Genomic DNA, 25201 nt, shown 5'->3' with positions numbered 1-25201 from the left:
GATGAAATCCGTAGAGCAATGGTTTGTGGAGTATGGCGAGAGCCACCGCAACCCCACCAACAAGACTATTCACTGGATCTGCGTGCCGCTGATCACCTTCAGCGTCCTCGGCATACTGTGGTCCCTGTCACCCTGGGTGGCCCTGGCCGCTGTGGTGTGCTCGCTTCTTTTCTATCTGCGACTGTCCCGTCCGCTGGCGGTGGCCATGGCGGCGATCGCCGCGCTGATGCTGTGGGTGATCAGCAACCTGGCCCAGATTCTGATGCTGAGTGTGCTGATCTTTGTCCTGGCCTGGATTGGGCAGTTCTATGGACATCATGTCGAAGGTAAGAAGCCCAGTTTCTTTAAAGATGTGCAGTTCCTGCTGATCGGCCCCATCTGGTTGCTTGGATTCATCTTTCGCAAGCAGGGGTGGCAGTATTGATGCGCAGGGCGCAGACCGGCGGGTTTGAGAGGGGTTATGGCGGTTTCTGAAGTGCGGGTACCTGTTGAAAAGCTGGAGGTGGGCCAGTCCATTCGTCTGCCCCTCTCCTGGAAGGAGCATCCGTTTCTGTTCAGCCGCTTTACCATCAAGGACCCCCAGCAGATAGCGATCATCGCCAAGCTGGGTCTGAAGTATGTCTTCCTTCAGGCAGACTCAGCGTCTGCCCAGCTCATCCAGCAATCCCTGGATGCTGACTCCCTGGCGAATTCGCCGGCACCAGAGGCACCGCCACAGCCCAGTGAAGAGGAGCTGGCGCTGTTGCGCGCTCAGGAGCAGGAGCGTCAGGCGACCATCGACTACCATCGCCAGGTGCGTCGCTGCGAACAGGAGTACAACAAAGCCCTGGAACAGCTTAAGGCCGCTTATGGCTATCTGGCGGCTTCCCCCGACCGGGCGTTTGCGGAAGCCAGCTCGGTGATAGCCACTGCCCAGGAGCAGATGGAGGCCTATGGCGAACAGGTGCTGCTGCTTCAGGTCTCCGCCAACCAGGATGGCAAGGGGCTGCACTACCATGGACTCAACGTCTGTGTTCTGGCGATGATTCTTGCCCGTGCCTGCGATTTCGACCCGGCGGATATCCGCCTGATGGCGATGGCGGCGTTGTTCCACGATGTGGGCAAGTTGCGAATTCCTCATAGTATTCTGAATAAACGCGTTCCCCTGACCAAACCTGAGCAGGCCTATGTGGATGCTCATCCGAAGATGGCTCTGGAGATGCTTAAAGGGGCGGCTCTGGGTCATAAGCGCATCAAGCAGATGGTGGCCAACCATCATGAGATGCTCGATGGCAGCGGTTATCCTCAGGGACTGCAAGGGGAGGAGATCTGTACCCTGACCCAGCTGCTCAGTGTGGCCAATGAGTATGACCACCTGATCAATGGCTCCCACAAACGTCTGTCACCTCACCTGGCGCTGGCCTACCTGTTTAAATTCCGACGAGGTCAGCTGAATCCGGACTTTATGCAGAGCCTGGTGAAGGTTCTGGGCTTGTACCCTACCGGCTCCATGGTCAGACTCAGCAACGATGCCGTGGCCAAAGTGGTGGGCGTCGATGAACGGGATCAGAAATCGCCCAGGGTGATCATCTACGATCCCAATGTGCCTCGCCGTGAGGCACGGGTGGTCAGCTTGCTGGACCTGGACCTTAAGGTTCAGGAACCCCTGGTGGAAGCGGAGCTGCCATCCTCCATTCGTGACTATCTCAGCCTTAACCTCGGAGGGGCCTGATGTCCCATATTCTTGTTGTCGGAGCCGGTTGGCTCGGACTGCCCCTGTCCGCTGCACTGATTGACGCTGGCCATAGTGTGACCGCCACCCGCCGCAGCAGCGATGGTCTGCAGGCGATTGCCGAGACCGGCGCGACCCCTTTGCAGCTGGATCTGCAGCAGTCACTCCCATCGCTGCCTGAGTGTGATTTGATGGTGCTCTGTCTGCCCCCCGGGCGTCAGCCCGATGCGGCGCCGTTTCATGAGCGGTTGGCCCCGCTGTTTGATGCCGCTCGCGAGGCAGGCATCACCAAGGTGATCTTTACCAGTGCCACCAGCGTTTATGGCAGTGTTCAGGGCAGGGTGGATGAAAGTGCCGGCCTGGACAGTGGCAACAGGGCGGCGCGCATGCTTAAGGTTGAGCAGGAGATACAGGCGCGGTTTGAGCAGGTGACGGTGTTGCGTCTGGCTGGCCTGGTTGGCGGCGAGCGTCACCCTGGACGGTTCCTTGCCGGGAAAAGCGGTTTGTTGGGGTCGAAGGATCCGGTCAACCTGGTTCATCGGGATGATGTGATCTCCGCCATCCTGGCCCTGATTGAGGCGGATCTCTGGGGGCAGACCTTTAATCTGGCGTCGCCTCATCACCCCAGCCGTGAGGCGTATTATCTCCACTGTGCCAACTGTCTTGGCCTGGCGGCACCCAGCTTTGATTCAGAGCACCACCAGCCTAGATGGGTGGTGGGGGAGAAGATCACCCAGGCCCTGGGCTGGCGTTATCGCCACACCAACCTCTACGCCTTACCGGAGCTGATGCGGTAACAGCAGCGATGGGCGCCCGCCAGGATGTGCTGTTCACGCTCCACCCGGGCCGGCGCCAGCAGTTGCTGGAACAGGGTCAGTTCATTGCGGCAAAAACCCTGGCAAGCCGCCGCCGCGCTGCAGATGGGGCAGTGGTCTTCGATCAGCAGCCACTGCTCTCCCTCCGGCTCGACTCGTGCCAGGTAGCCCTCCTGTGTACGCAGTTCCGCCAGCAGAGCCAGTCTCTCCGCCAGGTTGGACGTTGCTGACAGCCTCTTTTGGTACTCGGCCAGCTGCTGTTCGCTTCGATGGGCCAGGATCTGGTCGATGGCATCCGCTCCCTGGAGGGAAACGATGCTGTTAATCATTTGAATTGCCACATCATTGTGCCTGTCTCCGAAACTTTGATGTCCCTGGCGTGTCAAATGCCAATGTCGGCTGGGACGGCCTTTGCCCTGCTTCTTATCAAAGTGCCCAACCAGTTGCTGCTGTTCCAGCTTCTCCAGGTGCTGCCTGGCGCCCATGGTGGTCATCTGAAGCTCAGAGGCCAGAGGGGCGACAGGGCTGGGGCCCAGGCGCTTGAGCAGGGACAACAGCAGTTGTTGGGTTGACGACATAGAGGTTATCTCTTTGATGCTTCAGTTCATCCTAACGCGAACCATGATTATATCAAACTATTGCTTTATTTAAGGAGGCCGAAATGAAGGCTTGGTTGATGGCGGTATTAATAGCGGTTCCTTTCGGTGCCATGGCCGAAGGTCGCTGGGTGGAGGTCTCCGGTCAGGCCCAGGGGCAGCTGCCGGTAGACAAGGTGCACCTTGAGTCCCGCGTCGAACTGGTGGCCAAGGATCCGGTCAGCGCCAAGGAGCAGGTGGACGCCCAGGTGGCTCAGCTGTTGGCGCTGTTTCGTGAGCATCGCATCCCCAAGCAGAGTGTGGACGCCGGCTCACTGAGGGTGACCCCTGAGTATCACTACGACGATCGCACCCGTGAGTTGGTGGGGTACCGTGCGAGCCGTAGCATAGGCTTGAACCTGGATGCGGCCGAGTCCGGGAAATGGCTGGCGCTGTTGCTGGAAAACGGCGTCAATCAGGTGGATCAGCCCAGGTACTGGTCCAGCGAAGGGGGCAAGTTTGAAAAGCAGTTGATGGAGATCGCGTTCAACGATGCCATGGACAAGGCCAAGCGCCTGGCTAAAGTCAGCGGCAATAAGTTGGGAGAGGTACTGATGATTCAGGAGTCTCGCGGCGGCATGCCCAGACCCATGATGGCCATGAGCCGGATGGAAGCGGATGTAGCCTATCAACCCGGTGGCCAGGAGATGACGGCCACCGTGCTGATTCGGGTCGAGCTGCAGGACTAAACCAGCGCCGAATGGGCCTGGTTCAGCATACCGAGCAGGTCGCCGCCATTGAGGCCCTGGGGGTTGTCCAGCAGTTGCTGTTGACGTGCCCCCAGGGTGGTTTCCACCTCTTTCAGGGTGTCGGCGGCCTTGGTCAGATCCGCTGCGCTCCCCCCAAGCACCTGGCTTAGGGTGCCGCCACCCTGGGCCTGCATCAGTCCCTGGGCTTCCTTGATAAAGGCCTGGCTTTTGGCCTCATTGGCTTCCATCAGTTTGGCCAGCTCTCCGTCGAACTCCTGAGCATGAACCTGGACCTTGTCCCTGGTCGCCCCGACCTTGTCCTTGGCCTGGGTGATCTTGGTTTGAGCCGGTTCCTGGTCCATCTGCGCCTTGCGCTCGCTGGCCGCCTGCTGGATACGGTCCAGACCGGGTTGGGGTCCCTGGGTCAGCCGGGCATGGCTGTTGCTGATGTTCATAATGGTCCTCTCTGTTGTTGCTCTTTAGGGAAGCGGTAATCACTGAGGACTAAGTCTGCAAAGGGTGTGCCAGACGGAAATACCTTTACTTTGTAACCATTTGGGATTGACCCGCCCCTGGGTTAACATGTGTCAAGAACGTCAGCCTGCACAGGCTCAGGCGGCAAAAGGGGTAGGCAAGGCGTTGCCACCCCGGAATTTTTCAAGAGGATAACGTTGTGATTGCGAGACTGTTCGCGTTAGCGCTGATGGCGGTGGCTTTTGTGGTTCCGGCCCAGGAGTTTAAGGAGGGGGTTAACTACAAGGTGGTGGATGGCCTGTCCGAGTCCAAGACCCCGGTGATTAGGGAGTTTTTCTCTTACTATTGCGGGCATTGCTACCGATTCGATCCGGCGTTCAAGCAGATTACCCTGGCCCTGGGCGACAAGATCCACGTAGAGAAGACCCATGTGAGCTTCAATCGCGATAGCTGGAAGCTGGCTGCCAAGGGTTACTACATCAGTGAGATTCTCGGGGTCAGTGAGCGGACCCATAAGGCGTTTTTCGAACTCATTCAGCGCGATGGCAAGTCGATTAATACCGATGCCGAGCTCAAGCAGTTTTTCGTGGCTCACGGCGTCAGCGCCGCGGATTACCGCAAGGCCGCCGGCAGTGGGGACCTGAAACTGAAACTGGCGGACGGTGATTCCCGCACCATGCTGGCCAGAATCACCGGCGTACCCTCGGTGGTGGTGAACGGCAAGTACCTTATCGTGAACCCCGGGCGCACCCTGGCCGATTATGTGGCCCTGGTTGAGTATCTGATGACCAACCCCTGATTCCCTCGGCCGGGCCTTGCCCGGCCAGCTCCTCCCTCTTCGTTCGACCAAAGTCTAGCGGCTGGCATCTTCTGCCGGCTCACTGCTTAAATCATTGATTAAAAAGGGTTAAATTTTCAGCCCTTGTCTGGTGTTGCGCAAGCTTAGACTAAGGTCTACGAGGCGCAGGCCACTCCCCTTGCTAGGTTAGAACCGACGAGATGCCGATCACACTTTGCATCCGGCCTGGCGTTGCTACCTGTGTCAATTCACATCTATCCAACGTCAGAAGTTGTGTTTCAAGAAGCAGTTGCACAGGCCGGATGCGCATTGGATGGGCGATCACTACTACAAGAATGGAAACATGGGGAGCGATTATGGCATTCGAAAGCACCGAATCCGCCAAAGCGTATTGGAAGGAAAATCTCAGGCTGCTGTTGTCACTGCTGGTGATCTGGTTTGTGGTCTCCTTTGGTTTTGGCATCTTGCTGGTGGAGCCCTTGAACAGCATCAAGCTATTTGGCTTTAAGCTCGGGTTCTGGTTTGCCCAACAGGGGGCCATCTACGTCTTTGTGGCGTTGATCTTTGTCTATGTGGCCAAGATGAACGCCCTGGACAAGAAGTACAAAGTTCAGGAAGACTAGGAGAGCAACATGGATCTGCAAACACTCACCTTTATTATCGTCGGCCTGACCTTTGCGCTGTACATCGGTATCGCGATCTGGGCCAAGGCCGGCTCCACCAACGAGTTCTACGTGGCAGGGGGCGGGGTTCCCCCCGTGGCCAACGGTATGGCCACCGCGGCCGACTGGATGTCAGCCGCGTCCTTTATCTCCATGGCGGGTCTGATCTCCTTCATGGGATACGATGGCGGTGTTTACCTGATGGGCTGGACCGGCGGTTATGTACTGCTGGCTCTGTGTCTGGCACCTTACCTGCGTAAGTTTGGCAAGTTCACCGTGCCGGACTTCATCGGTGACCGTTACTACTCCCAGGTGGCCCGTATTGTGGCGGTAGTCTGTGCCATCTTCGTCTGCTTCACCTATGTGGCAGGCCAGATGCGTGGCGTAGGCGTGGTATTCAGCCGCTTCCTGGAAGTGGATATTGTGACCGGTGTGGTCATCGGTATGGCCATCGTGTTCTTCTACGCGGTATTGGGTGGCATGAAGGGGATCACCTACACCCAGGTGGCCCAGTTCTGCGTGCTGATCACCGCCTACCTGGTGCCGGCCGTCTTCATCTCCATCATGATGACCAACAATCCTCTGCCTCAGTTGGGCTTCGGGTCGACGCTCAATGATGGGTCGGGGATGTATCTATTGGATAAATTGGATGGGCTATCGACGGAGTTAGGGTTCAGTCAATATACGGACGGGTCGAAGAGTACCATTGACGTGTTCTTCATTACTGCCGCCTTGATGGTGGGTACTGCCGGTCTGCCTCACGTGATTGTGCGCTTCTTTACCGTACCCAAGGTCAGTGACGCCCGTCTGTCTGCCGGTTGGGCCCTGGTGTTCATCGCCATGCTGTACACCACTGCCCCTGCGGTAGCCTCCTTTGCCCGTGTAAACATGATCAACACCATTAACGGTGAAGATGGCCGCGGCATCGTTGGCGAGCAAGCCCCATCCTGGGTGAAGAACTGGAGCGACACCGGCCTCATCAGTTGGGAAGACAAGAACGGCGATGGTCGCATGTTCTACTCCGGCGATGAGCGCAACGAGATGAAGATCGACCGCGACATTATGGTACTGGCCAACCCCGAAATCGCCGAGCTGCCCAACTGGGTGATCGCTCTGGTGGCTGCCGGTGGTGTGGCTGCGGCTCTGTCGACCTCGGCGGGTCTGCTGTTGGTGATCTCCACCTCGGTGTCCCACGACTTGTTGAAACGGTCGTTGATGCCCAATATCACGGACAGACAGGAGTTGACCTACGCCCGAGTGGCTGCGGCCGTCGCCATTGTGGTGGCGGGTTATCTGGGAATCAATCCGCCGGGCTTTGTGGCTCAGGTGGTGGCGTTCGCCTTCGGCCTGGCAGCGTCATCCTTCTTCCCGGCCATTATCATGGGCATCTTCTCTAAGAAGATGAACAAAGAGGGTGCCATTGCCGGCATGATCTCCGGCATCACCTTCACCGCGGCGTACATCATCTACTTCAAGTTCATCAACCCCGCAGGGAATAACCCAGACAACTGGTGGTTCGGTATCTCCCCTGAGGGGATCGGCACCCTGGGTATGATGGTGAACTTCATCGTGGCCTTTGCGGTGAGCAAGGTGACTGGTGCAGTGCCTCAGGATGTTCAGGATCTGGTTGAACAGATTCGCTTCCCGAAAGGATCTGGTAAGGCACAGGCCCACTAAGCCAAAGCCAGTAAAGAAAAAGGGGCGGTATTACCGCCCCTTTCTTTATCTGCTTTTTGGCAAGCCATTTAATGACAACTGACTTTAAAGGGTCAGATGATGGTGAGGTTGACGATACGCAGAATGATGCCGATAAACAGAAGCAGGACGCCCATACGATAGAAGCGGAACTCGCGGATGGTGAAATCCTTGAGCTTGCCCACCCACACTTGCCAGAAGCCATGCAGATGCTTCTGACGCTTGCTGTAGAGGCTGAGTGCGGTCAGCACCAGAAGGGCACCGCCGAGTAAGAAGAACGGCTCAATTATTGTTAACATAGTGGGGCTCCTTGCCAGTTGTGCTTTGAGATTATCAAAGAGCGATCTGTGGCACGAGCCGATTACGACTAAAGGATAAAGGTCAACACGCCTTAGGAGACCGAAATGGATCATGGTCTTACCCCCCTGGTGCAGTTCCTGTCTGAAACTGTGCCCTTCGATACCCTCCCCGCAGAGGCGAGGGAGCGCTGCGCCGCCAGCATCGAGATCGCCTACGCCAGTCGCCGTGACCGGATGATCGAGTTCGACCCGGCCAATCCCAGCCTATACCTCATCGCCAGTGGCGTGTTTGAGCTGCGCAGCAAGGAGGGGGAGCTGCTGGCCCGGCTGGACAGTCACCAGAGCTTTGGCTTTAGAGCCCTGCTTACTGGTGAGCCCACCGCCGCAGACATCCACATCATCGAGGATGGTCTGCTCTATCTGGTTCCTCAGGCGATGTTTGATGAGCTCCGCTATCACCACAAGGAGTTCGAGCGTTTCTTCAATCGTCAGCACGGCCAGCGCATCCGCCTGGGGGAGCGCTACGACAGTCACAGACACACCAACTCCATGAAGCTGGCCAAGGTGATGAGTGACCATGTGGTCAGCGGCGAGGGTCAGATGAGCATCGCCGAGGCTGCCGCCAGGATGAGTGAGCACCGCATCTCCTGTCTGCCCATCACCCATCAAGGGCGGATCGTTGGCATCCTGACCGACAGGGACCTGAGAAACCGGGTGTTGGCCAAGGGCGTGGCGGTGTCGGCCTGTGTCAGCGAAGTGATGACCGCCGACCCCCTGTGCGCCGAACCCCAGGCCACCTGGTTTGACGCCCAGTTGATGATGACGCGCCACAACATCCATCACCTGCCTGTGGCGGAGAGTGGCAAGCTGGTGGGGTTGGTGACCAGTAACGACCTGATGCGTCAGCTGGACTCGGATCCGGCGCTGATCATCAAGCAGCTGAACCGCTGTAAGGATCTGGACGCCCTGGTGCGGGTGATGGAGGGGGTGCCAAATCTGGTCAAGGCCCAGGTGGCTGCCGACGTCTCCGCCGAGCAGGTGGGGCGGTTGTTGACCGCCATCTCCGACCGCCTCACCGAGAGGCTGATCAACCTGGCCAAGGAGGAGCTGGGGCCGGCGCCCATCAACTGGTGCTGGCTGGCCTTTGGCTCCCAGGCGCGGATGGATCAGGTGGTGGGGTCTGATCAGGATAATGGGTTGCTGCTTTCCAGGGAGCCCGATGAGGAGGAGCGCGGCTATTTCCTCAAGCTGGCAGAGTTTGTCTGTCTGGGCTTGGATCGCTGCGGTCAGACTCTGTGCAAGGGCGAGGTGATGGCGATGAACCCCAAATGGTGTCAGTCCATGGAGGGATGGCAGCAGCAGTTTGATCGCTGGATCCTCGAGCCCGAGCCCATGGCGGTGATGCACAGCTCCATCTTCTTCGACATTCGCGGCATCGCCGGGGATCTGGCTCTGGCCAAGCAGCTTCAGCACTATGTGGTGCAGCAGGCCAGTCAATCGGACTTTTTCCTTACCTACCTGGCGCGCAACAGCGTCAGTCGCCGTCCTCCCCTGGGGTTCTTCCGTCAGTGGGTGCTGGACAAGGATGGCGAACAGAAGGAGGGGGTGGATCTCAAGCATCGGGGACTGGCCATAGTCAACGACATTGGCAGGTTGTATGCGCTGGCTTGTGGCAGCGATGAGGTGGAGACCCCCAGGCGCCTCAAGGCAGCCATGGAAGCAGGCCTGCTGACACGAAAGGACGCCCTCAACATCGCCGATGCCCTGGAGTTCATTCGTCAGCAGCGGCTGGATAACCATGAGCGGCAGTGGCAGGCGGGGGAGAGTGCCAGCAACTACCTGGAGCCGCGCTCCCTGTCGCAACTGGTTCGCCATCAGCTCAAGGATGCCTTTGTGGTGGTGGGCCAGGCCCAGGATGGGGTGAAGCTCAAATATGGGAAGCAGCTGTGAGTCTGCTCAGCAGCAAGCTGTGGCGCTGGCGTTGGCAGGCCTGGCGCAGCGGAGAATCGGTGCCTGCCACCGAGCATATAGGCGCCAGTTTTGACCAGTTGCCCTTGCTGGCGCTGGATCTCGAGCTCACCGGTCTCAACCCCAAGGAGGATGAGATCATCAGCATCGGCGCCGTGCCCATCGACGCTGGGCGAATCCAGTGCGGTCGCGCCTTCTATCAGTTGGTGAAAGCCAACGGCAGTGTCGGCCACTCGGCCACCATCCACGGCATTGTCGATGGTCAGCTGGAGCAAGCTCTGGCGCTGAGTGATGCACTGAAGCGGCTTTGGCCTCTGCTGCAGGGCAAGATCCTGGTGTGCCATAACGCCGAGCTGGACCTGGCCTTTTTGCGTCGGGCCCTGCAAGAGTGCGGGGTGTCTGAAGCGCCGCTGCTGGCAGTGGATACCCTGGAGCTGGAACAGCGTCGGCTGATTCGCCAGGGGAAGCCCCTGTCTGCCGGGGACCTCACCCTGGCCGCCTGCCGGGATCGTCACGGGTTGCCCTACTATCAGGGCCATGATGCCCTGGTGGATGCCCTGGCTTGCGGTGAGCTGCTGTTGGCCCAGGCTGCCGCCATGGGCGGCAACCCCGGGCTGGGTGAGCTACTGGGCCCCTGAATCAGGAGGAGGAGATCGACCCCCTTTCCTCCTCCGGCACAATGGCTTCTGGTTCGGCCTCTGCGGTTGCCTCTTCAGAGGGTGCGGCTGGCTCGCTTAAGGCTTTTGCCTGAACGGCAGCCGCCGCTTCGGCCTCGGAAAGGGCCAGTTGCTGTGCGTCCATCGCCTGCTTCAGGGCCGCAATGGCCTGGGTGACGGAATCGGTCTGATCATCCTGAGCCAGGTTGCGCCGGTCCACTCCGTCCAGAGCCTGGGCAATTTTGTGCAGTCTGCCTTCGGCTCTGAGTACAAAGGCCTCAAAATCATCGCTGTCCATGGCGCGCAGGTGGGTCACCTGCTGGGCGATGTGACGGCTGTGGTCAATCTCAAACTCCGCCTTGGTGACCGCCTGGTCGATGGCGAGGGTGTTTCTGGGGTCGGCGGCGATCACCGATTTGGCCAGCTCCAGGCTGGCGACGGCGCCCTGGAAGCTGATGGGGACCACCTTGGCCATGCGGTTGCGTTTCATCTGGTCCAACTGCCTGACCAGCCCGCTCAACTCTCGTTTCTCAACGGTTTTGACCTCCAGGGCCTGCAGTAACAGCAGCAGTTCGGCCTGCTCCTCCCGGGCATCGTCCAGATCGCCGTCGGCCACATCCTCCAGCATATCCGCCAGGGTTGACTCTGCCCGCTTCATCTCACGAGGGTAGAAGGAGGCGGCCTCCAGTTGTTGCAGGATCTGCATCATCTCCAGGGTCGGGGCCAGCTCCTTTTCGGCGGTGTCGCGAATCAGGCTGGCGCTGTCCAGGGCGGTATTGGCCTGATTGACGGCCAGAAGAATATCTTCGACGTCCCCTTCATCCGCTTCCGCCGGGGTATAGCGTATGTCATCAAACTCCTCTCGGGCCTCTTCCAGCGCCTCTTTGGCTTCGTTGAGCTGGTCCGGGGCAAAACGGCTGAGACCCTTGCCATTGAGTTCGGCGAACCTGGATTCCAGTGTCTGCAGATGGGACTGGGCACTGAGGTAGTGTTCGGTGGCCTGGGCTTGAGCCTGTTGCTGCTCGACCAGTTTGGGAGTGCTCTGACAGCCAGTAAGAGCCAAGGTGAGGATAAGAGTGGTTTGTGACAGGGGAAGCTTCATCTGAGCCGTATTCCTTTAAGGGGCGATTGTTGCTGACGGCCATTGTCGCCCTTGTTTCAGGGAAACTTTAGTCCCGTCTGTTTGATTCTTCGTCATACGGTTTCAGTGATTTTCAGATTTGTGAGCTGATGGTCACCCTCTTGATAATTTGAAGTTTTTTTTAAAATAAATTCGGTAACAGTTTCCCTCTCTGGCGCTAAAGGGGTTCATTGCTAGGATATAGAATAGATAAGTCAGCAGTTTGGAGGTGCCTATGGCCTTACCCTGGATCCTGGCGGCCCTGGCCGGTGGTCTGGCTGCGGCAGATTATAAGCGTGGCCGCGAGAAGACCCGTCAGCGACGTTACCACGAACGCAGCCGTTCGCCGCAGCTTAAGTTGCGTCCCAGTGAATGGGATGAGGGCAAGGCGAGAGTAGTCCCTCAGCCGGGTTCCTTGGTGGCCTGCCATGTGTATGGTGCGGTGGAGCATGTTGGGGTGTGGGTGGCTCGCGACCAGATTGTCGAGCTCCACGGCAGCGGCCTGGTTCGGGTCGTGTCTCCCAGGCGCTTCATTCATGGCCGAACCGGGCGCAAGCTGTTTGTCTGTGTGGATCGTCATCACAGGCCTCTGGTGATGCCTGGTTCAGTGGAGAGGGCGGCGACCACACTCTATCAATATCGTGAGTATGACCTGCTCAGAGATAACTGCTATCGATTTGTCTGGTACTGCCTGACCGGCGAGCAGCGCAGCTTTGACACTTTTGGCGGCCTCAACCGGGCACTGGCAAAGCTTCATCACAGCGACCTCTACTGGGATTTGGCGAGGGTCGACACCACATAAAAAAACGGCGCCAGTTGGCGCCGTTTCCGTTTCAGGCAGTTACTGCTTTTCGGCCAGTTGGGCCTTGGCGGCTGCCACAGCCGGAGCGATGATCTCCAGGCCGGTCTGTTCGCACGGAGGCAGTTCGGCGTCGCTGGTGTTCACCGGAGTGACCCGGTCACCCCATTTGATCACTGCGGCGGCGGAGGTGAGACCAGCACCGAAGGCGCAGGAAAGCAGGGTGTCACCAGGCTTGATGCGACCCTGTTCCAGGGCGTCACACAGGGCGATGGGCACAGTGGCCGCCGAGGTGTTGCCGTAGTTCTCGATATTGATGAACGCCTTCTCTGCTGGCAGCCCCATCTTACCGATCAGGGTATCGATGATGCGCACGTTCGCCTGGTGGGGCACCACCAGATCGACCGCGTCCAGCGGGGTATTGCTCTCGGTGAGCACCTTCTTGCCCAGGGAGGACATGCCGGCGATGGCGCGCTTGAAGATCTCCCGGCCTTCAAACTGGAACTTGAAGTCGGTAGCGTCTTCGCTCCAGCGGTTCATGTCGCTGCCGAAAGCGTCCACCTTGAGGATCTCCCGTGCCTGGGGATCGTTGTTCATGGCGTAGCTCAGTACGCCGGTCGGCTCTTCGCTCTCTACCGCTTCCAGAATGACGGCACCGGCGCCGTCTCCGAAGAGTACGGCGGTGTCCCGCTGCAGCCAGTTCAGCAGGAAGGTGAGGCGCTCGGCACCAATCACCAGCACTTTGCGGCACTGGCCGCTGCGGATCTGGGCCGTCGCCAGCCCCAGGGCATAGAGGAAGCCGGAGCAGGCGGCATTGATGTCAAAGGCAGCACACTGGGCACCGATTTCAGCCTGCACAGTGGCGGCGATGTTGGGCACCAGGGTGTCTGGGGTGGCGCTGCCGAGGATGATCATGTCCAGATCGCTGCCTTCGATGCCGGCGGCGGCCAGGGCATGTTTGGCGGCGACGGTGGCCATGGTTGAGGTGCTGACGTGGCTGATGTGGCGTTGACCGATGCCGGTACGGCTGCGGATCCACTCGTCAGAGGTATCCATAAAGGTGGCCAGGTCGTCATTGGTCAGGGTTGCTGGGGGCAAACACTTGCCCCAGCCGGTAATCTGGGCATGTAGCATGAACGCTCTCCAAAAAGCACGGGGTGTGGTCAACTGGTCACACCACCACTCGGAATTGCAGCATCATACCAGCGGTGAAGGAGGATGTCCTCCCCAAGGCAGGATACTGCGACGGGGCACCTTGGCCCCGTCCATTATTGTTGATTATTGACGTGCTCCTGCACCAGGCGCTCAACGCCGGACTTGGCATGCAGGATATGGTTGGTAAGAAGGGTGGCCGCTTCCTGGATCTTGCCCTGACGGCACAGTTCCAGCAGCTCACGATGCTCGTTTTCCGCCCTGGGGATGCCGCCGGTCAGCAGCAATTGCAGCCGGATGTAGCGGTCGGAGTTGGTGTTGAGGCTCTTGACCACCTCCATCGCCTGGGGGCGGTTGGCACCCAGGTAGAGGGCCGAGTGGAATTGGGTGTTGAGTTCGCTCCACATGTTGATGGCGTTCTCTTCCCGAAACGCGGATTCCAGTTGGACCAGCACCGCTTCGGCGGCGTCCAGTTGCGCCTGGGTCAGGTTGGGAATCGACTTGGCCAGCAGGTCAGGCTCAATGAGGGCACGCAGTTCGAACAGTTCACTGGCCTGTTCCACGGACAGCTCGGTGGCGGTGGCGCCCTTATGGGCTTCGAATTTTACAAGGCCTTCAGCTTCCAGCTGCACCAGGGCCTCTCGAATGGGGATACGGCTGACGTTCAACTCTTCGGCCAGCGCACTCTGCCTCAGAGGCTCACCGGCCTTGATGTCGCCGGAGAGGATCTTTTCACGTAAAACCTCCACCACCAGCTGGGTTCGGGTTTTGTGAACGATGGGAGTGGCCTGACTCATAGTTGCTTACTTATTGATTACACAGACTATAGGGTAACTACTTTAACTGAGATTGAAAAGCCGCAGGCCCGTTGTCGGGCCTGCGTGTGAACCTCGTCAGTAACGCAGCTGAGGTGTGGTGCTCTGGTCACAAAGGTGCTGGGGCAACAAGCTTTGGGGCAGGTTTTGCCAGGCCATGGGGCGGGTGAAGCGCTTTATCGCTTCTGCGCCTACCGAGGTGGACTGGCTGTGAGTGGCGGCGGGCCAGGGGCCGCCGTGCTGCATGGCATGACACACCTCAACGCCGGTGGGCATCTGATTGGCAATAAGCCGACCGACGCGGTAGGCCAGTTCCACCATCAATGTCCGTTCATTGCACATCTCCTGTTCGGTGCCATGGACCGATCCGGTGAGCTGGCCCGGCAGGGTGCGTATCGCCTCCAGCAGCTGCCGGGCGTGGTCGAAAGTCACCACCAGAGTGCAGGGGCCAAATACCTCCTCCAGCAGCTCCGGGTTGGCCAACAGGGTGTCGCCGCTGCAGCTGGCGATCAGCGCCTGGCTCTGATTGGCGTGAGTACAGGGTAGCCCCTGGGCAGCCAGGTGAACGCCGTCGGACGACACCAGCTTGTGGGCCGCTTCACGGTAGGCATTGGCAATGCCCGGAGTGAGCATGGTTCCCGGTGCTTGCTGCTCTATCAGGCTGGTCAGTCTGGACAGGTAACGGTCACTGCCCTCTCCCCTGAGCATCATGACCAGTCCCGGGCTGGTGCAGAACTGCCCCTGACCCATCATCATGGAGCCATGTTGCTGCTCGGCCAGTGCCTCGGCGCTCTCTGCCAGTTTCTGAGGCAGCAACAGCTGTGGGTTGATGCTGCCAAGTTCACCGAAGAAGGGGATGGGTTGTGGGCGGTTGGCGGCGATTCGGCTGAGCAGCTGGCCCACCTTGAAGGAGCCGGTAAAGCCGACGGCCTGTATTTCGGGCGCCCTGACCAGCTCCTGGGACAGTTGTGGTGAACGCCCCTGAAGCAGATTGAACACCCCTTTGGGGGCGCCCACTTTCTCGATGGCCGACAGCATGGCTCTGGCCACCAGCTCTGTGGTGGCCGGGTGTGCCGGATGGCCTTTGACCACCACGGGACAGCCGGCCGCCAATGCCGAGGCGGTGTCCCCGCCGACGGCGGAGAAGGCCAGGGGGAAATTGGAGGCGCCGAATACCGCCACCGGCCCTAAAGGCAGCTGATCCAGCCGGATATCCGGCTTGGGAAGAGGCTGTCGGTCCGGCTGAGCCAGGTCAATGATGGCTGGCTGTCTGGGCTCTCGCAGCAACTGGGCAAAGAGCCGCAACTGGCCGCAGGTGCGGCCCCGCTCGCCGTTGAGGCGGGCCTCGGGCAGGGCGGTTTCCTGGGTGGCGACGTGGGTCAGGGTTTCGCCCAATGCGTCGATGGCGTCGGCCATGGCGTCCAGCAGTTCGGCCCGGCGCTCTGCTGGCCACAGGCGATAAGCCAGAAAAGCTGACTCTGCTGCGCCGACGGCAGCCTCAAGTTGCTCTGTGTTGGCTTCGCAAAATTGCCAGGGAAGGGGCTCATTGCGCTCGGGATCAAAGCTTGAAAATCCTGCCTCGGGCTCCCCGGTCCATTGACCGTTGATCAAGTGCTGTCCTGATAGCTGGTTCATTGTGATTAAATTTCCTTAGATAACCTGAAAGCCGAAGGCGTAGGGGTCTTCGTCATCCACGGTAATGGTGTTGTGGCCGGTCACCCGTGCCCAGCCCTGAATCGAGGGCAGGATGGCGGGGTAGGGGCCCACTTCGGTGGTGGCTTCCACCCGTCCGATAAACTGACTGCCGATGATCGACTCGTGCACGTACTGGTCGCCGGTGGCCAGCAGGCCTTTGGCGTGGCGCTGGGCCATACGGGCGCTGGTACCGGTGCCGCAGGGCGAGCGGTCGATGGCCTTATCGCCATAGAAAACCGCATTGGCACCGTCGGAGTCGGCATTAAGGGGGTCTCCGGCCCAGAGCACGTGGGAGATCCCCTGTACAGTGGTATCCAGAGGGTGGATGCATTTCAGCTTCTCCCTGGCGGCCTGGCGTACCAGGGGGCTCCAGCGCAGGATCTCATCGGCGTTCCAGTGACGCAGTCCGGGAAACTGGCTTTGGGGTTCGACGATGACATAGTAGTTGCCGCCATAGGCTACATCCACCGTGAGGGTGCCCAGTCCCGGCACCGTCAGTTCGATGTCCCTGTGGGCCAGATAGCTGGGGACATTGATCAGCCTGACCCATTCCACCTTTCCAGCGTTTTGCCGGTAGTGCACCTGCAACTGTCCGGCAGGCACGTCCAGTATCAGTTGCCCCGGGATTTTGGGCGTGATCAGCCCCGCTTCCAGGGCAGCCGTGACCGTGCCTATGGTGCCGTGGCCACACATGGGCAGACAGCCAGAGGTCTCAATAAAGAGGATGGCGGCATCGGCCTGCCCGGAGCAGGGCGGGTAGAGAAAGGCGCCAGACATCATGTCATGCCCCCTGGGCTCGAACATCAGCGCGCGGCGAATCCAGTCGTGATGCGCCAGGAAATCCTGGCGCTTCTCGCTCATGGTGCTGCCCTTGAGGTTCGGATGGCCGCTGGTCACCAGTCGCACCGGATTGCCACAGGTATGGGCATCGATGCAGGCAAAGGTTCCCTTTAACATGGCGTCCTCCTCAGTCCAGATTGAATTGACTCAGATCGGGGCGGGTGGCGATGGCGTCTTCATAAACCTTAGTCACCCGCGCTCGCTCGGCGCCGGAGAGGGGCAGCCTGGGCGCCCGTACGTTTTCACTGCCTCTTCCCGCCAACTGCTCGGCCAATTTGATGCACTGGACCAGGTGGGGCACGGTGTCCAATCGCAGCAGGGGCAGGAACCAGCGCCAGATCTCCCTGGCCTCCTGATAGCGACCCGCTCGTGCCAGTTTCATGATGGCCACAGATTCTCTGGGAAAGACGTTGGTCAAGCCGGAGATCCAGCCTGTAGCACCCAGCATAACGCTCTCCAGGGCGATGTCGTCGACACCGCAAAACACAATAAACCTGTCACCAAACTGGTTGTGCAGTTCGGTAATGCGGCGAGTGTCTGTGGTGGACTCCTTGATGGCGACGATGTTTCTCTCCTTGGCCAATACCTGGGTCATCTCCAGGTCCACATCCACGCCGTAGGTCACCGGGTTGTTGTAGATCATGATAGGCAGGGTGGTGGCCCGGGACACCTGCTGATAGTGATACAGGGTCTCCTCACGGTTGGCGCGATATACCATGCCGGGCAACAGCATGATGCCGTCTACCCCAAGGGCTTCTGCGTCTTTGACGAAGCTTTTGGCGAACTCTGTGGTGGTCTCGGCGCAGCCGCTGATCACTGGTATGCGGCCGGCGGCCACCTCCAGCGTGTGTTTGAGAAAGTCCCGCTTCTCCTGTGGGCTCAGGGAGCAGTTTTCGCCGACTGTACCCAGGGCGATGATGCCGTCGACGCCATCTTCAATCAGTTGATTGAGCATGCGGGCATTGGACTCAAAGTTGATGCTGCCGTCGTCGTGAAACTGGGTGGAGATCGCCGGATAGACGCCGTTCCAGGTTACCTTCATGGGGAATCTTTCCTTATTGTTTTCCATACACAGGGCTGACTATCAGCCTGGAAATCATCATGGCTGATATGTATATTGTATGCAATATCAAAATTTATGTTACTTTAAGGTTAACGAATCGGCAAGGATCGGGGAAGATACCCTTAGAGAGCAGGGCGCCCTTTGGTGATGGTTTCCATGGTGCCAAAGGACAACCTGCATTAAGGAGATGGAGGCAATGGAATGAAGTTTGACGTGCCGAAGGAGTTGGCCCTGGAGGGGATCACCACCCTGGATGCTCATACTGAGGGTGAGCCCCTGAGAATCATTACTGGTGGTTACCCGCCCATATTTGGCCGAACCCTGTTGGAGAAGCGGCGTTATCTGGCCGAACACCTGGACCAGTATCGCACCCTGCTGATGCATGAGCCCAGGGGCCATGCAGACATGTATGGCTGCCTGATCACTGAACCGGTGACCCCGGGGGCGGACTTTGGTGTGCTGTTTCTCCATAACGAAGGCTACTCCAGCATGTGCGGCCACGCCATCCTGGCGGTCACCCAGGTGGCGGCAAAGTGTGGTGTCATCAAGGCAAGCTCAACCCCCAGGGAGATCAGGATCGATGCCCCGGCAGGCCTGATTCGCGCCAGAATTTGGCAGGATCAGGGGGAGATCAAGTCGGATTTCCTCAATGTTCCCTCCTGGGCAGAGTCCCTCAATGGTTGTGTGGACGTGGCCGGACTGGGGCCGGTGGAGTATGACATCGGCTTTGGCGGCGCCTATTACGCCTATGTGGATGCCGATGCCCTGGGTATCGACTGCAGTGCAGACAATGTCGCCGCCCTGATTCGCCACGGCAGGGCCATTAAGCAGGCGGTGATGACGACCCACAGCCTCAGTCATCCGCTGGAGGAGGATCTGGGCTTTCTGTACGGCACCATCTTTACCTCAGCACACTGCTCCCCTGGGCATCACAGCAAACATGTGTGTGTCTTCGCCGATGGTGAAGTGGATCGCAGTCCCACCGGAACCGGGGTGGCGGGACGGATTGCCCTGCTTCATGCCAAGGGGGAGGTGGAGCTGGGTCAGAGTCTGACCATCGAGAGCATCGTGGGCGGCCAGATGACGGTGACCGCCACCGAATCGATGGCGTACCACGGCAAGCAGTCTGTGCTGCCCAGAGTCAGTGGCAGGGCCTGGATCACCGGCTCTCACCGATTCGTGTTGGAGCCGTCCGATCCCTTTAGTCAGGGTTTTTTCCTGAGGTGAGCATGAGTGAGTCGATTCTAGTCATTGGTGGGGGTGTCATCGGTTTGAGCCTGGCCTGGGAGCTGCAGAGCCAGGGGAGGGAGGTCACCGTACTGGAGCGGGATGAGCCTGGCCGGGGCGCCTCCTTTGGCAACGCCGGTCACTTTGCCACCGAGCAGGTCTTTCCCCTGGCCGATCCTGCGCTTTTGCCTCAGATCCCCAGCATGCTGCTCGATCCCCTGGGGCCGTTTCGCATTCGACTTAGGTACCTGCCCAGGGCGCTGCCGTGGATGCTGAGGTTTTTGGTCAACATGACCCCTGGTCGCCGCCGTCGCAACCAGCACGCCCTGAGTGCCATCAACGACAGGGCGATGGCGGACTGGCGAACCTTGCTGGCCTCCATCGGCGCGCAGTCGCTGATGAGTGAGCGGGGCAGCCTGCTGGTGTTTGAGTCCACGGAGTTGGCAGAGCAGCAGCAGATGGCTGCAAACTTTGGGCAGGCGGGGGTTCGGGTGGAGTGGCTCGATGCCCAGCAGCTTCAGGAGCTGGAGCCTGCCCTGTCGCCCTCATTGACCGGCGGGTTGCTGTTCCCGGACACCGGCCACAGCGTCGACCCCTTCGCCATCTGTCAGGCGCTGGTGGCGGCCCTGACAAAGAAAGGAGTTCATTTTGTCCAGGGGGAAGCCCAATCCCTCGATGCCGGTGGCGTGGTCACCCTTAAAGGGGGAGGGCAGTTGCAGGCGGACAAAGTGGCGGTCTGTGCCGGTGCCTGGTCCCGGCCATTGGCCGTTCAGCTTGGTCATCGCGTCCCCCTGGATACCGAACGGGGCTACCACCTGATGGTTCAGGCCGACAGTGGGCTCACTCGCCCGGTTTCCAGTGCCGAACGAAAATTCATCGTCACCCCTATGGCCCAGGGAACCCGGCTGGCGGGCACGGTGGAGTTCGCCGGACTTCAGGCCCCGATGAACCCAAAACGTGCCGAGATACTGCTGCCCCACGCCAAGGCACTGTTGCCCGAGATGACTGGACTACCGGGAGAGCCCTGGATGGGTTTTCGACCCTCTTTGCCGGACTCCTTGCCGGTGCTTTCAGCCTCCAGTTCACCTAGGGTGTACTTCAGCTTTGGCCATCAGCATCTGGGGCTGACCCAGGCGGCCACCAGTGCCCGTTTGGTCTGTGCTTTGATGCTGGGCCATTCCCCAGAGGTGGATCTCTCCCCTTATCGTATCGATCGCTTCAGTTGAGCGGTGCTACTCTATGCCTCGAGGCTGGCTTGTGGGCGGCCTCAACGTTGTTTGCCGACACCTCGCCGACGTTTTTATCAAGGCGGCATTTGTGGGCCTACTTTTCACCCAGGCTCCTCCAGAGGCGAGCTCCAGATCCCGAATCCACTTTCTCCAGCTCAAATTGCTTAATTAACTTTGCTTAATCTGGGGCGTTCGTTTGAGCCGGGTGCTATTCTCACAAGTGAGTTCTGATTGGACAAGGAGCGTCTCGTGTCAGAAGCCTTTATCGCTGCTATGCGTAGGCAAGATTGCCTTTCTATCCCTGCCTGCATCGGTTTCTTCAGAGACTGGAGCCGGTCATGAACCTGTTTGCTCCCCCCGAGATTGATCAGCTGCTCTGCCTGGGACAAGAACGCCTTTGTATCGCCGGTGGCCCCTGGCTTTGTACCGGTGTACTCAGCCCGGATGAGATGGCGTCGGAGCTGAGACAGCAGTGCGACTCAGACGGCATCTGCACCCAGACTCTGCGTGGATACCGTTTTGTTGGCGCCGATGGCAGAGCAGTGTTTCTTTGGACCGATTGCCCTCGGGAGAGAATTCAGGTGGGAGGAGGGCCATCTGACAGCTTCGCTGTTGGCCGACTTTGAAGCCTTCTATTACAACTTTCCATGGTCGGCTCAGTCCCTGTGACCTAGTCTCATTCCTTGCGGTAGATGAACTTTCCTTGTTGGTCCATATCCGGACTCGCAACCCAAGGAGCAAACCCATGAAACATTCTCTATGTACGGCTGTTGCTGCGTTGCTTTGTGTGGTCACTTTGCCAACCTTGGCCAAAGATCAGGGGGCAGGCAATCATCTGGTGCTGAACCTGGTCGGGTCCGGTGATATGTATCAGAGTACGGTTCCGGATATTGACGGTGATGGCATGGAAGATGATGCGATCTGCTTTGATGTGCAGCTGATGGATGCCCACAACCGCCGTCACATCGGCACTGCAACAGATTGTCTGTCGAATGTGACTCCGGTGGGAACCGGGGTGGCCCTGGTGGGAACCACCTACTTTCATCTTCCTCAAGGTACCCTGGTTACACGGGGTAATACCTCGGTTCAACCTGTTCTCCACAACACCATGACGCCGTCGGGACAGGCTATCACTCACATCACAGGAGCGGCGGGAACCGGTAACGCCATCCTTTGGGGCAGTGGCCGTTTTGCCGGGGCCATGGGCACCGTCAGGTTGTCTGGCATGGTGGATATGACCAGTTTTGGCGGAAATCCAGGTGATCCCATCGCATTTGACTGCCTGTTTGTTATCGACCTGTACTGATGACCGCTGGGGGGCTGAGCTTGAGACTGCCCTCGCTTTAATGGCGCTCCTGTCCTGACACAGGGCCAGCCACCCAGCTTAATTCGGGTTGGCCCTTTATCATCTGCCCGGGAGGTGTGATGCTCAGTTTTACTCTCTATTCCGATAGCGATGCCCCCAGCAAGAGCAAGTCGTTGCTGACGGACTCTCGCAGGGACTTTGGCATGATTCCCAACCTGCATGCGGTGATGGCGGAATCACCACAACTGCTGCAGGCCTACAAGATGACGCACCAGCTGTTCTGTGAGTCCAGCTTCAATGATGTGGAGCGCACCATAGTCTGGCAGACCATCAACGGTTTCCACGAGTGCCACTACTGTCTGCCGGCCCATACTGCCATTGCTCATGGGATGGGGGTAGACGCGGGACTGATCGATGCTCTGAAGCTTGGTGCGCCACTGGATGATCCCAGATTACAGCTGCTCAGGGATACCACCCTGGCCCTGGTTCGGGAGCGAGGCCGGCTCAGCGATGCTCAGCTTCAGGCCTTTTTCAGTGCCGGATTCACTAAGGCGAATCTGTTGGATATGGTGCTGGCCATTGGGCAGAAAGTGATGAGCAATTACACCAATCATTTGGCGCACACGCCACTGGATAAGGCATTTGAGCCCTACAGTTAGCCATGAGCAACATGAAAAAAGGGTGGCGACCCAAGCGCTTTCAGGTACACTGCGCACCCCGGCCACCACAGGGGTGAGCCGATTCATACAGAAGATGCCGATGCAGTTTACCGATCTGGGCCTCTCCAAGCCCCTCCTGGACGCCATTGAAGACCTTGGCTACGAGACACCATCTCCTATTCAGGCCCAGGCGATCCCCGCCGTGCTGGAGGGCCAGGATGTGATGGCCGCAGCCCAGACCGGAACCGGCAAGACCGCCGGCTTTACTCTGCCTATTCTCGAGCGTCTGCTCGGTGGCCAGAGAGTGCGCGGCAACAAGTGCCGTGCCCTGGTGTTGACCCCCACCCGTGAACTGGCCGCCCAGGTGCAGGAGAGTGTCGACAACTACGGTAAGAACACGCCTCTGCGCTCTACCGTGGTGTTTGGCGGCGTCTCCATCAACCCTCAGATGAAGGCGCTCAGTCGCGGTGTCGATATGCTGGTGGCGACCCCGGGTCGTCTGCTGGATCTCTATCAGCAGAATGCGGTGCGTTTTGATCAGCTGGAGGTTCTGGTTCTGGATGAAGCGGACCGTATGCTGGACATGGGCTTTATTCGCGACATCAAGAAGATTCTGGCTTTGTTGCCGGCCAAACGGCAAAACCTGCTGTTCTCCGCCACCTTCTCCGATGAGATTCGTGACCTGGCAAAAGGCCTGGTGCACAACCCGGTGGAGATCTCGGTCACCCCGCGCAACGCTGCCGCCAAAACCGTGGAGCAGGTGGTGCACCCGGTGGACAAGAAGCGCAAGCCTCTGGCCCTGGCCGAGCTGATCGGCAAGGGCAACTGGCAACAGGTGCTGGTGTTTACTCGCACCAAGCACGGCGCCAACCGCCTGACCCGTTACCTGGAAGAGTTTAAGATCAGCGCCGCGGCCATCCATGGCAACAAGAGCCAGGGAGCGCGCACCCGGGCACTGGCGGACTTCAAGTCTGGCGCCATCCGGGTACTGGTGGCCACGGACATCGCCGCCCGCGGCCTGGACATCGACCAGTTGCCTCAGGTGGTGAACTTCGATCTGCCCCAGGTGGCTGAGGACTACGTGCATCGCATCGGTCGTACCGGCCGCGCCGGAGCCAGTGGTCATGCGATTTCACTGGTCTGCCAGGATGAGCATGAGCAGCTGGTGGCCATCGAGCAGCTGATTCAGCGCCACCTGGACAGGGAGGTACTTGAAGGGCATGAACCCCATAACGTGCTGGCGGACTCCAAACCAATCCGTCCGCCCAAGAAGAAAAAGCCCAAGAAGCCGAAAAAGCCCCAGCCGGTGACTGAAGGTGGCGAACCTCGTCAGGAAGGGGAATCAAAGCCAGAGACTAAGCGCGCACCGCGCCGCAAGCCTCAGGGTGGTCGCCCAGGCGGTCAACGTCCCCAGGGGGGCGACAGCAGTGGTGCCAAGGCTGCGCCCAAGCCACGCCGTCGTCGTCGTAAGCCACAAGGCAACGCCTGATCTGACTCGGGTTCGCCTGTCTTCCTTCCCCTTGGACTACCCTTATGGATAGGTATAGGAGAGAGCGAGGGGGCAGAGATGGCGGACTTTGTGGAGTGCCTGAGGCTCAGGGCTAAGGCGGCGGAGGATATCTACTTCGCCGAGCACAACCGTAAGTTGATTGAAGCCCTGCATGAGAAACAGGCGAGGGAGCCAGGCGTTGCGTCTGAGCAACCTCAAGATGATCATGCAAGCAATGATATTCTTAAATCCGAGCGTTGACCGCCCTTAAGGCGGTCTCCCACCTTACGCCTGCCTTTCGTATTGACCCCAGGAGACTGTGATATCTGCGAGCCATTTCGGCAGTTGGGATCTCCGTTCCCGTCGCAGCCATACTGGCTTCGACAGTGCTGATCAATTTAAGGCTTGGATCACTGACCCGGTTCGCTGAATGGATCATCATCTGCCTGCATCCAGGGGGAAATGATGAAGATTGATGATCTTGAGCTATTCAATACGGTCGTAGAGTATGGCAGCCAGAGTGAGGCTGCCCGGGTATTGGGGATTCCCCCATCTAAGATCAGCAGGCGCCTGGCCATTATCGAACAGCAACTCAATACCAAGTTGTTTGAGCGCACGGCCAAAGGGTTTGAACTGACCGAAGCCGGAGAGCAGGTGCTGCAAAGCTGCAAGCGCGTGCTGGCGGAGATGGAGGAGTTGAAACTCGGAGTGGGTAAGCTGCAGCGAAACCCGGAGGGCGCCATTGTGGTTGCTGCACCCCTGGATTTCATTAATCGTGTCTGTCGCCCGGCGATGAAGCAGTTCCACGAGCAGTTTCCTGGATTGCAGCTGAAGTTCATCTCCTATCAGAGTCGGCAAAATCCCATGGAAGTGCAGGCAGATCTGGTGCTGTTTGTCGGCCACGACACACCGCCGGATTGCGCCATGGTAGCCCAGAAGTTGGCGGTGATCCGTCGTGAGTTTATGGCCAGCCCAGCGTGGATAGCAGATCACCCTGAGCTGGTTCACCCAAGACAGCTCGTCCACTATCCTTGCCTGCTCAGTGCCAAAGGGGCACAGCCGCCAACGCGGTGGTTATGGAGCGAGGGGGGGAGGGTGCACAGTATCGATGTGGATGGCCCCCTTGACTCTGAGATCAATGAACTCTGCATCTCCGCGGCCGTTGATGGCCTGGGTGTGGCTTGGGTCGCCCCCTGCATGTGCGAAGATGAATTAAACAGCGGAGATCTTCAAATACTGTTTGACGGCAAATATGGCACGCCAATTACGACTTGGGGGCTGTACTCCAATCGGCATTATATGCCTCAGAGGGTGAGAATTGTTTTGGAATTCTTTAAAGATGGCATGAAAGACATTGGCTGATAATGTATGTCAAAGTGGCGTCAGAAGGACGCCGCTTTGATT

Annotated in this window: 27 protein-coding genes; 18 read left to right on the top strand and 9 right to left on the bottom strand. The window is 58.9% G+C overall.

Annotated elements, in window-relative coordinates; translation table 11 throughout:
• Position 1 precedes the first annotated feature (1 nt).
• Genes ACN0RV_RS07175 through ACN0RV_RS07165 form a run of 3 tightly spaced genes read left to right on the top strand, consistent with a single transcriptional unit; the run spans position 2 to position 2508 of the window.
• Complete coding sequence (locus tag ACN0RV_RS07175; RefSeq protein ID WP_417346894.1) at positions 2–424, top strand: DUF962 domain-containing protein; 423 nt, start codon at positions 2–4, stop codon at positions 422–424.
• 36 nt (positions 425–460) lie between these two features.
• The gene (locus ACN0RV_RS07170) at positions 461–1711 is read left to right on the top strand and encodes an HD-GYP domain-containing protein (RefSeq protein WP_417346893.1); all 1251 of its coding nucleotides are present in this window, start codon (positions 461–463) and stop codon (positions 1709–1711) included.
• Positions 1711–2508 carry an NAD(P)H-binding protein gene (locus ACN0RV_RS07165; RefSeq protein ID WP_417346891.1) on the top strand — a complete coding sequence of 266 codons (798 nt, stop codon included), beginning with the start codon at positions 1711–1713 and terminating at the stop codon, positions 2506–2508. The genes ACN0RV_RS07170 and ACN0RV_RS07165 overlap by 1 nt, the downstream gene beginning before the upstream one ends.
• Here the strand turns inward: ACN0RV_RS07165 and ACN0RV_RS07160 are convergent.
• Positions 2481–3104 carry a helix-turn-helix transcriptional regulator gene (locus tag ACN0RV_RS07160; protein WP_417346889.1) on the bottom strand — a complete coding sequence of 208 codons (624 nt, stop codon included), beginning with the start codon at positions 3102–3104 and terminating at the stop codon, positions 2481–2483. The genes ACN0RV_RS07165 and ACN0RV_RS07160 overlap by 28 nt on opposite strands.
• Positions 3105–3187: 83 nt before the next feature.
• On the opposite strand from ACN0RV_RS07160, the gene ACN0RV_RS07155 reads away from it, so the two are divergent.
• Positions 3188–3850, top strand: a complete 663-nt coding sequence (locus tag ACN0RV_RS07155; RefSeq protein WP_417346887.1) for an SIMPL domain-containing protein — start codon at positions 3188–3190, stop codon at positions 3848–3850.
• Here ACN0RV_RS07155 and ACN0RV_RS07150 read toward each other — a convergent pair.
• Complete coding sequence (locus ACN0RV_RS07150) at positions 3847–4305, bottom strand: hypothetical protein (RefSeq protein ID WP_417346885.1); 459 nt, start codon at positions 4303–4305, stop codon at positions 3847–3849. The two genes, ACN0RV_RS07155 and ACN0RV_RS07150, sit on opposite strands and share 4 nt — an antisense overlap.
• 218 nt (positions 4306–4523) lie before the next feature.
• On the opposite strand from ACN0RV_RS07150, the gene ACN0RV_RS07145 reads away from it, so the two are divergent.
• The 3 genes from ACN0RV_RS07145 (at position 4524) to ACN0RV_RS07135 (ending at position 7462) form a co-directional block, all read left to right on the top strand.
• On the top strand, positions 4524–5123 hold the full coding sequence (locus ACN0RV_RS07145; RefSeq protein ID WP_417346883.1) for a thiol:disulfide interchange protein DsbA/DsbL: 600 nt from the start codon (positions 4524–4526) through the stop codon (positions 5121–5123).
• Positions 5124–5479: 356 nt separating this feature from the next.
• A complete protein-coding gene (locus ACN0RV_RS07140) occupies positions 5480–5746 on the top strand; it encodes a DUF4212 domain-containing protein (RefSeq protein ID WP_028109806.1) in 267 nt (88 codons plus the stop codon).
• Between the two features lie 9 nt (positions 5747–5755).
• The gene (locus ACN0RV_RS07135) at positions 5756–7462 is read left to right on the top strand and encodes a sodium:solute symporter family protein (RefSeq protein ID WP_417346881.1); all 1707 of its coding nucleotides are present in this window, start codon (positions 5756–5758) and stop codon (positions 7460–7462) included.
• A 92-nt stretch (positions 7463–7554) separates the two neighbouring features.
• Here ACN0RV_RS07135 and ACN0RV_RS07130 read toward each other — a convergent pair whose 3' ends face one another.
• Entirely contained in the window at positions 7555–7779 is a 225-nt protein-coding gene (locus ACN0RV_RS07130; protein WP_417346879.1) for a hypothetical protein, read from the bottom strand.
• Positions 7780–7884: 105 nt separating this feature from the next.
• Here ACN0RV_RS07130 and ACN0RV_RS07125 point away from each other — a divergent pair, with 105 nt between their 5' ends.
• Positions 7885–9729, top strand: a complete 1845-nt coding sequence (locus ACN0RV_RS07125; protein ID WP_417346877.1) for a DUF294 nucleotidyltransferase-like domain-containing protein — start codon at positions 7885–7887, stop codon at positions 9727–9729.
• Entirely contained in the window at positions 9726–10385 is a 660-nt protein-coding gene (locus tag ACN0RV_RS07120) for an exonuclease domain-containing protein (protein WP_417346876.1), read from the top strand. The genes ACN0RV_RS07125 and ACN0RV_RS07120 overlap by 4 nt, the downstream gene beginning before the upstream one ends.
• A 1-nt stretch (position 10386) precedes the next feature.
• Here the strand turns inward: ACN0RV_RS07120 and ACN0RV_RS07115 are convergent, their stop codons facing one another.
• The gene (locus tag ACN0RV_RS07115; RefSeq protein WP_417346874.1) at positions 10387–11505 is read right to left on the bottom strand and encodes a hypothetical protein; all 1119 of its coding nucleotides are present in this window, start codon (positions 11503–11505) and stop codon (positions 10387–10389) included.
• A gap of 253 nt (positions 11506–11758) precedes the next feature.
• Between ACN0RV_RS07115 and ACN0RV_RS07110 the strand changes: the two genes are divergently transcribed.
• Positions 11759–12325, top strand: coding sequence for a hypothetical protein (locus ACN0RV_RS07110; RefSeq protein ID WP_417346872.1), 567 nt, complete (start codon positions 11759–11761; stop codon positions 12323–12325).
• A gap of 39 nt (positions 12326–12364) precedes the next feature.
• Here the strand turns inward: ACN0RV_RS07110 and ACN0RV_RS07105 are convergent, their stop codons facing one another.
• The 5 genes from ACN0RV_RS07105 to ACN0RV_RS07085 form a co-directional block, all read right to left on the bottom strand.
• Positions 12365–13456 (bottom strand): ketoacyl-ACP synthase III, encoded by a 1092-nt coding sequence (locus ACN0RV_RS07105; protein ID WP_417346870.1) that lies wholly within the window; start codon positions 13454–13456, stop codon positions 12365–12367.
• Between the two features lie 134 nt (positions 13457–13590).
• Positions 13591–14271: a GntR family transcriptional regulator gene (locus tag ACN0RV_RS07100; RefSeq protein WP_417346868.1), complete on the bottom strand. Its 681-nt coding sequence runs from the start codon at positions 14269–14271 to the stop codon at positions 13591–13593.
• 96 nt (positions 14272–14367) lie between these two features.
• Positions 14368–15924: an aldehyde dehydrogenase (NADP(+)) gene (locus ACN0RV_RS07095; protein WP_417346866.1), complete on the bottom strand. Its 1557-nt coding sequence runs from the start codon at positions 15922–15924 to the stop codon at positions 14368–14370.
• 15 nt (positions 15925–15939) lie between these two features.
• The gene (locus ACN0RV_RS07090; RefSeq protein WP_417346864.1) at positions 15940–16941 is read right to left on the bottom strand and encodes a 4-hydroxyproline epimerase; all 1002 of its coding nucleotides are present in this window, start codon (positions 16939–16941) and stop codon (positions 15940–15942) included.
• A 10-nt stretch (positions 16942–16951) separates the two neighbouring features.
• A complete protein-coding gene (locus ACN0RV_RS07085; protein WP_417346862.1) occupies positions 16952–17866 on the bottom strand; it encodes a dihydrodipicolinate synthase family protein in 915 nt (304 codons plus the stop codon).
• A 222-nt stretch (positions 17867–18088) separates the two neighbouring features.
• Between ACN0RV_RS07085 and ACN0RV_RS07080 the strand changes: the two genes are divergently transcribed.
• The 8 genes from ACN0RV_RS07080 to ACN0RV_RS07045 all read left to right on the top strand — a co-directional run bounded on the left by ACN0RV_RS07080 (position 18089) and on the right by ACN0RV_RS07045 (position 25159).
• A complete protein-coding gene (locus ACN0RV_RS07080; RefSeq protein WP_417346860.1) occupies positions 18089–19114 on the top strand; it encodes a proline racemase family protein in 1026 nt (341 codons plus the stop codon).
• 2 nt (positions 19115–19116) lie between these two features.
• Positions 19117–20340, top strand: coding sequence for an NAD(P)/FAD-dependent oxidoreductase (locus ACN0RV_RS07075; RefSeq protein WP_417346858.1), 1224 nt, complete (start codon positions 19117–19119; stop codon positions 20338–20340).
• A 341-nt stretch (positions 20341–20681) separates the two neighbouring features.
• A complete protein-coding gene (locus ACN0RV_RS07070) occupies positions 20682–20969 on the top strand; it encodes a hypothetical protein (protein ID WP_417346856.1) in 288 nt (95 codons plus the stop codon).
• A gap of 119 nt (positions 20970–21088) precedes the next feature.
• Positions 21089–21649 carry a hypothetical protein gene (locus tag ACN0RV_RS07065; RefSeq protein ID WP_417346854.1) on the top strand — a complete coding sequence of 187 codons (561 nt, stop codon included), beginning with the start codon at positions 21089–21091 and terminating at the stop codon, positions 21647–21649.
• 119 nt (positions 21650–21768) lie between these two features.
• Complete coding sequence (locus tag ACN0RV_RS07060; RefSeq protein WP_417346853.1) at positions 21769–22308, top strand: carboxymuconolactone decarboxylase family protein; 540 nt, start codon at positions 21769–21771, stop codon at positions 22306–22308.
• 100 nt (positions 22309–22408) lie between these two features.
• A complete protein-coding gene (locus ACN0RV_RS07055; RefSeq protein WP_417346959.1) occupies positions 22409–23797 on the top strand; it encodes a DEAD/DEAH box helicase in 1389 nt (462 codons plus the stop codon).
• A 78-nt stretch (positions 23798–23875) separates the two neighbouring features.
• Positions 23876–24058, top strand: coding sequence for a hypothetical protein (locus tag ACN0RV_RS07050; RefSeq protein ID WP_417346852.1), 183 nt, complete (start codon positions 23876–23878; stop codon positions 24056–24058).
• Positions 24059–24262: 204 nt separating this feature from the next.
• A complete protein-coding gene (locus tag ACN0RV_RS07045) occupies positions 24263–25159 on the top strand; it encodes a LysR family transcriptional regulator (RefSeq protein ID WP_417346850.1) in 897 nt (298 codons plus the stop codon).
• Positions 25160–25201: the final 42 nt, after the last annotated feature.

It is taken from the genome of Ferrimonas sp., assembly GCF_048263965.1.
GTDB lineage: Bacteria > Pseudomonadota > Gammaproteobacteria > Enterobacterales > Shewanellaceae > Ferrimonas.
This window is presented reverse-complemented; position numbering and strand designations above follow the sequence as displayed.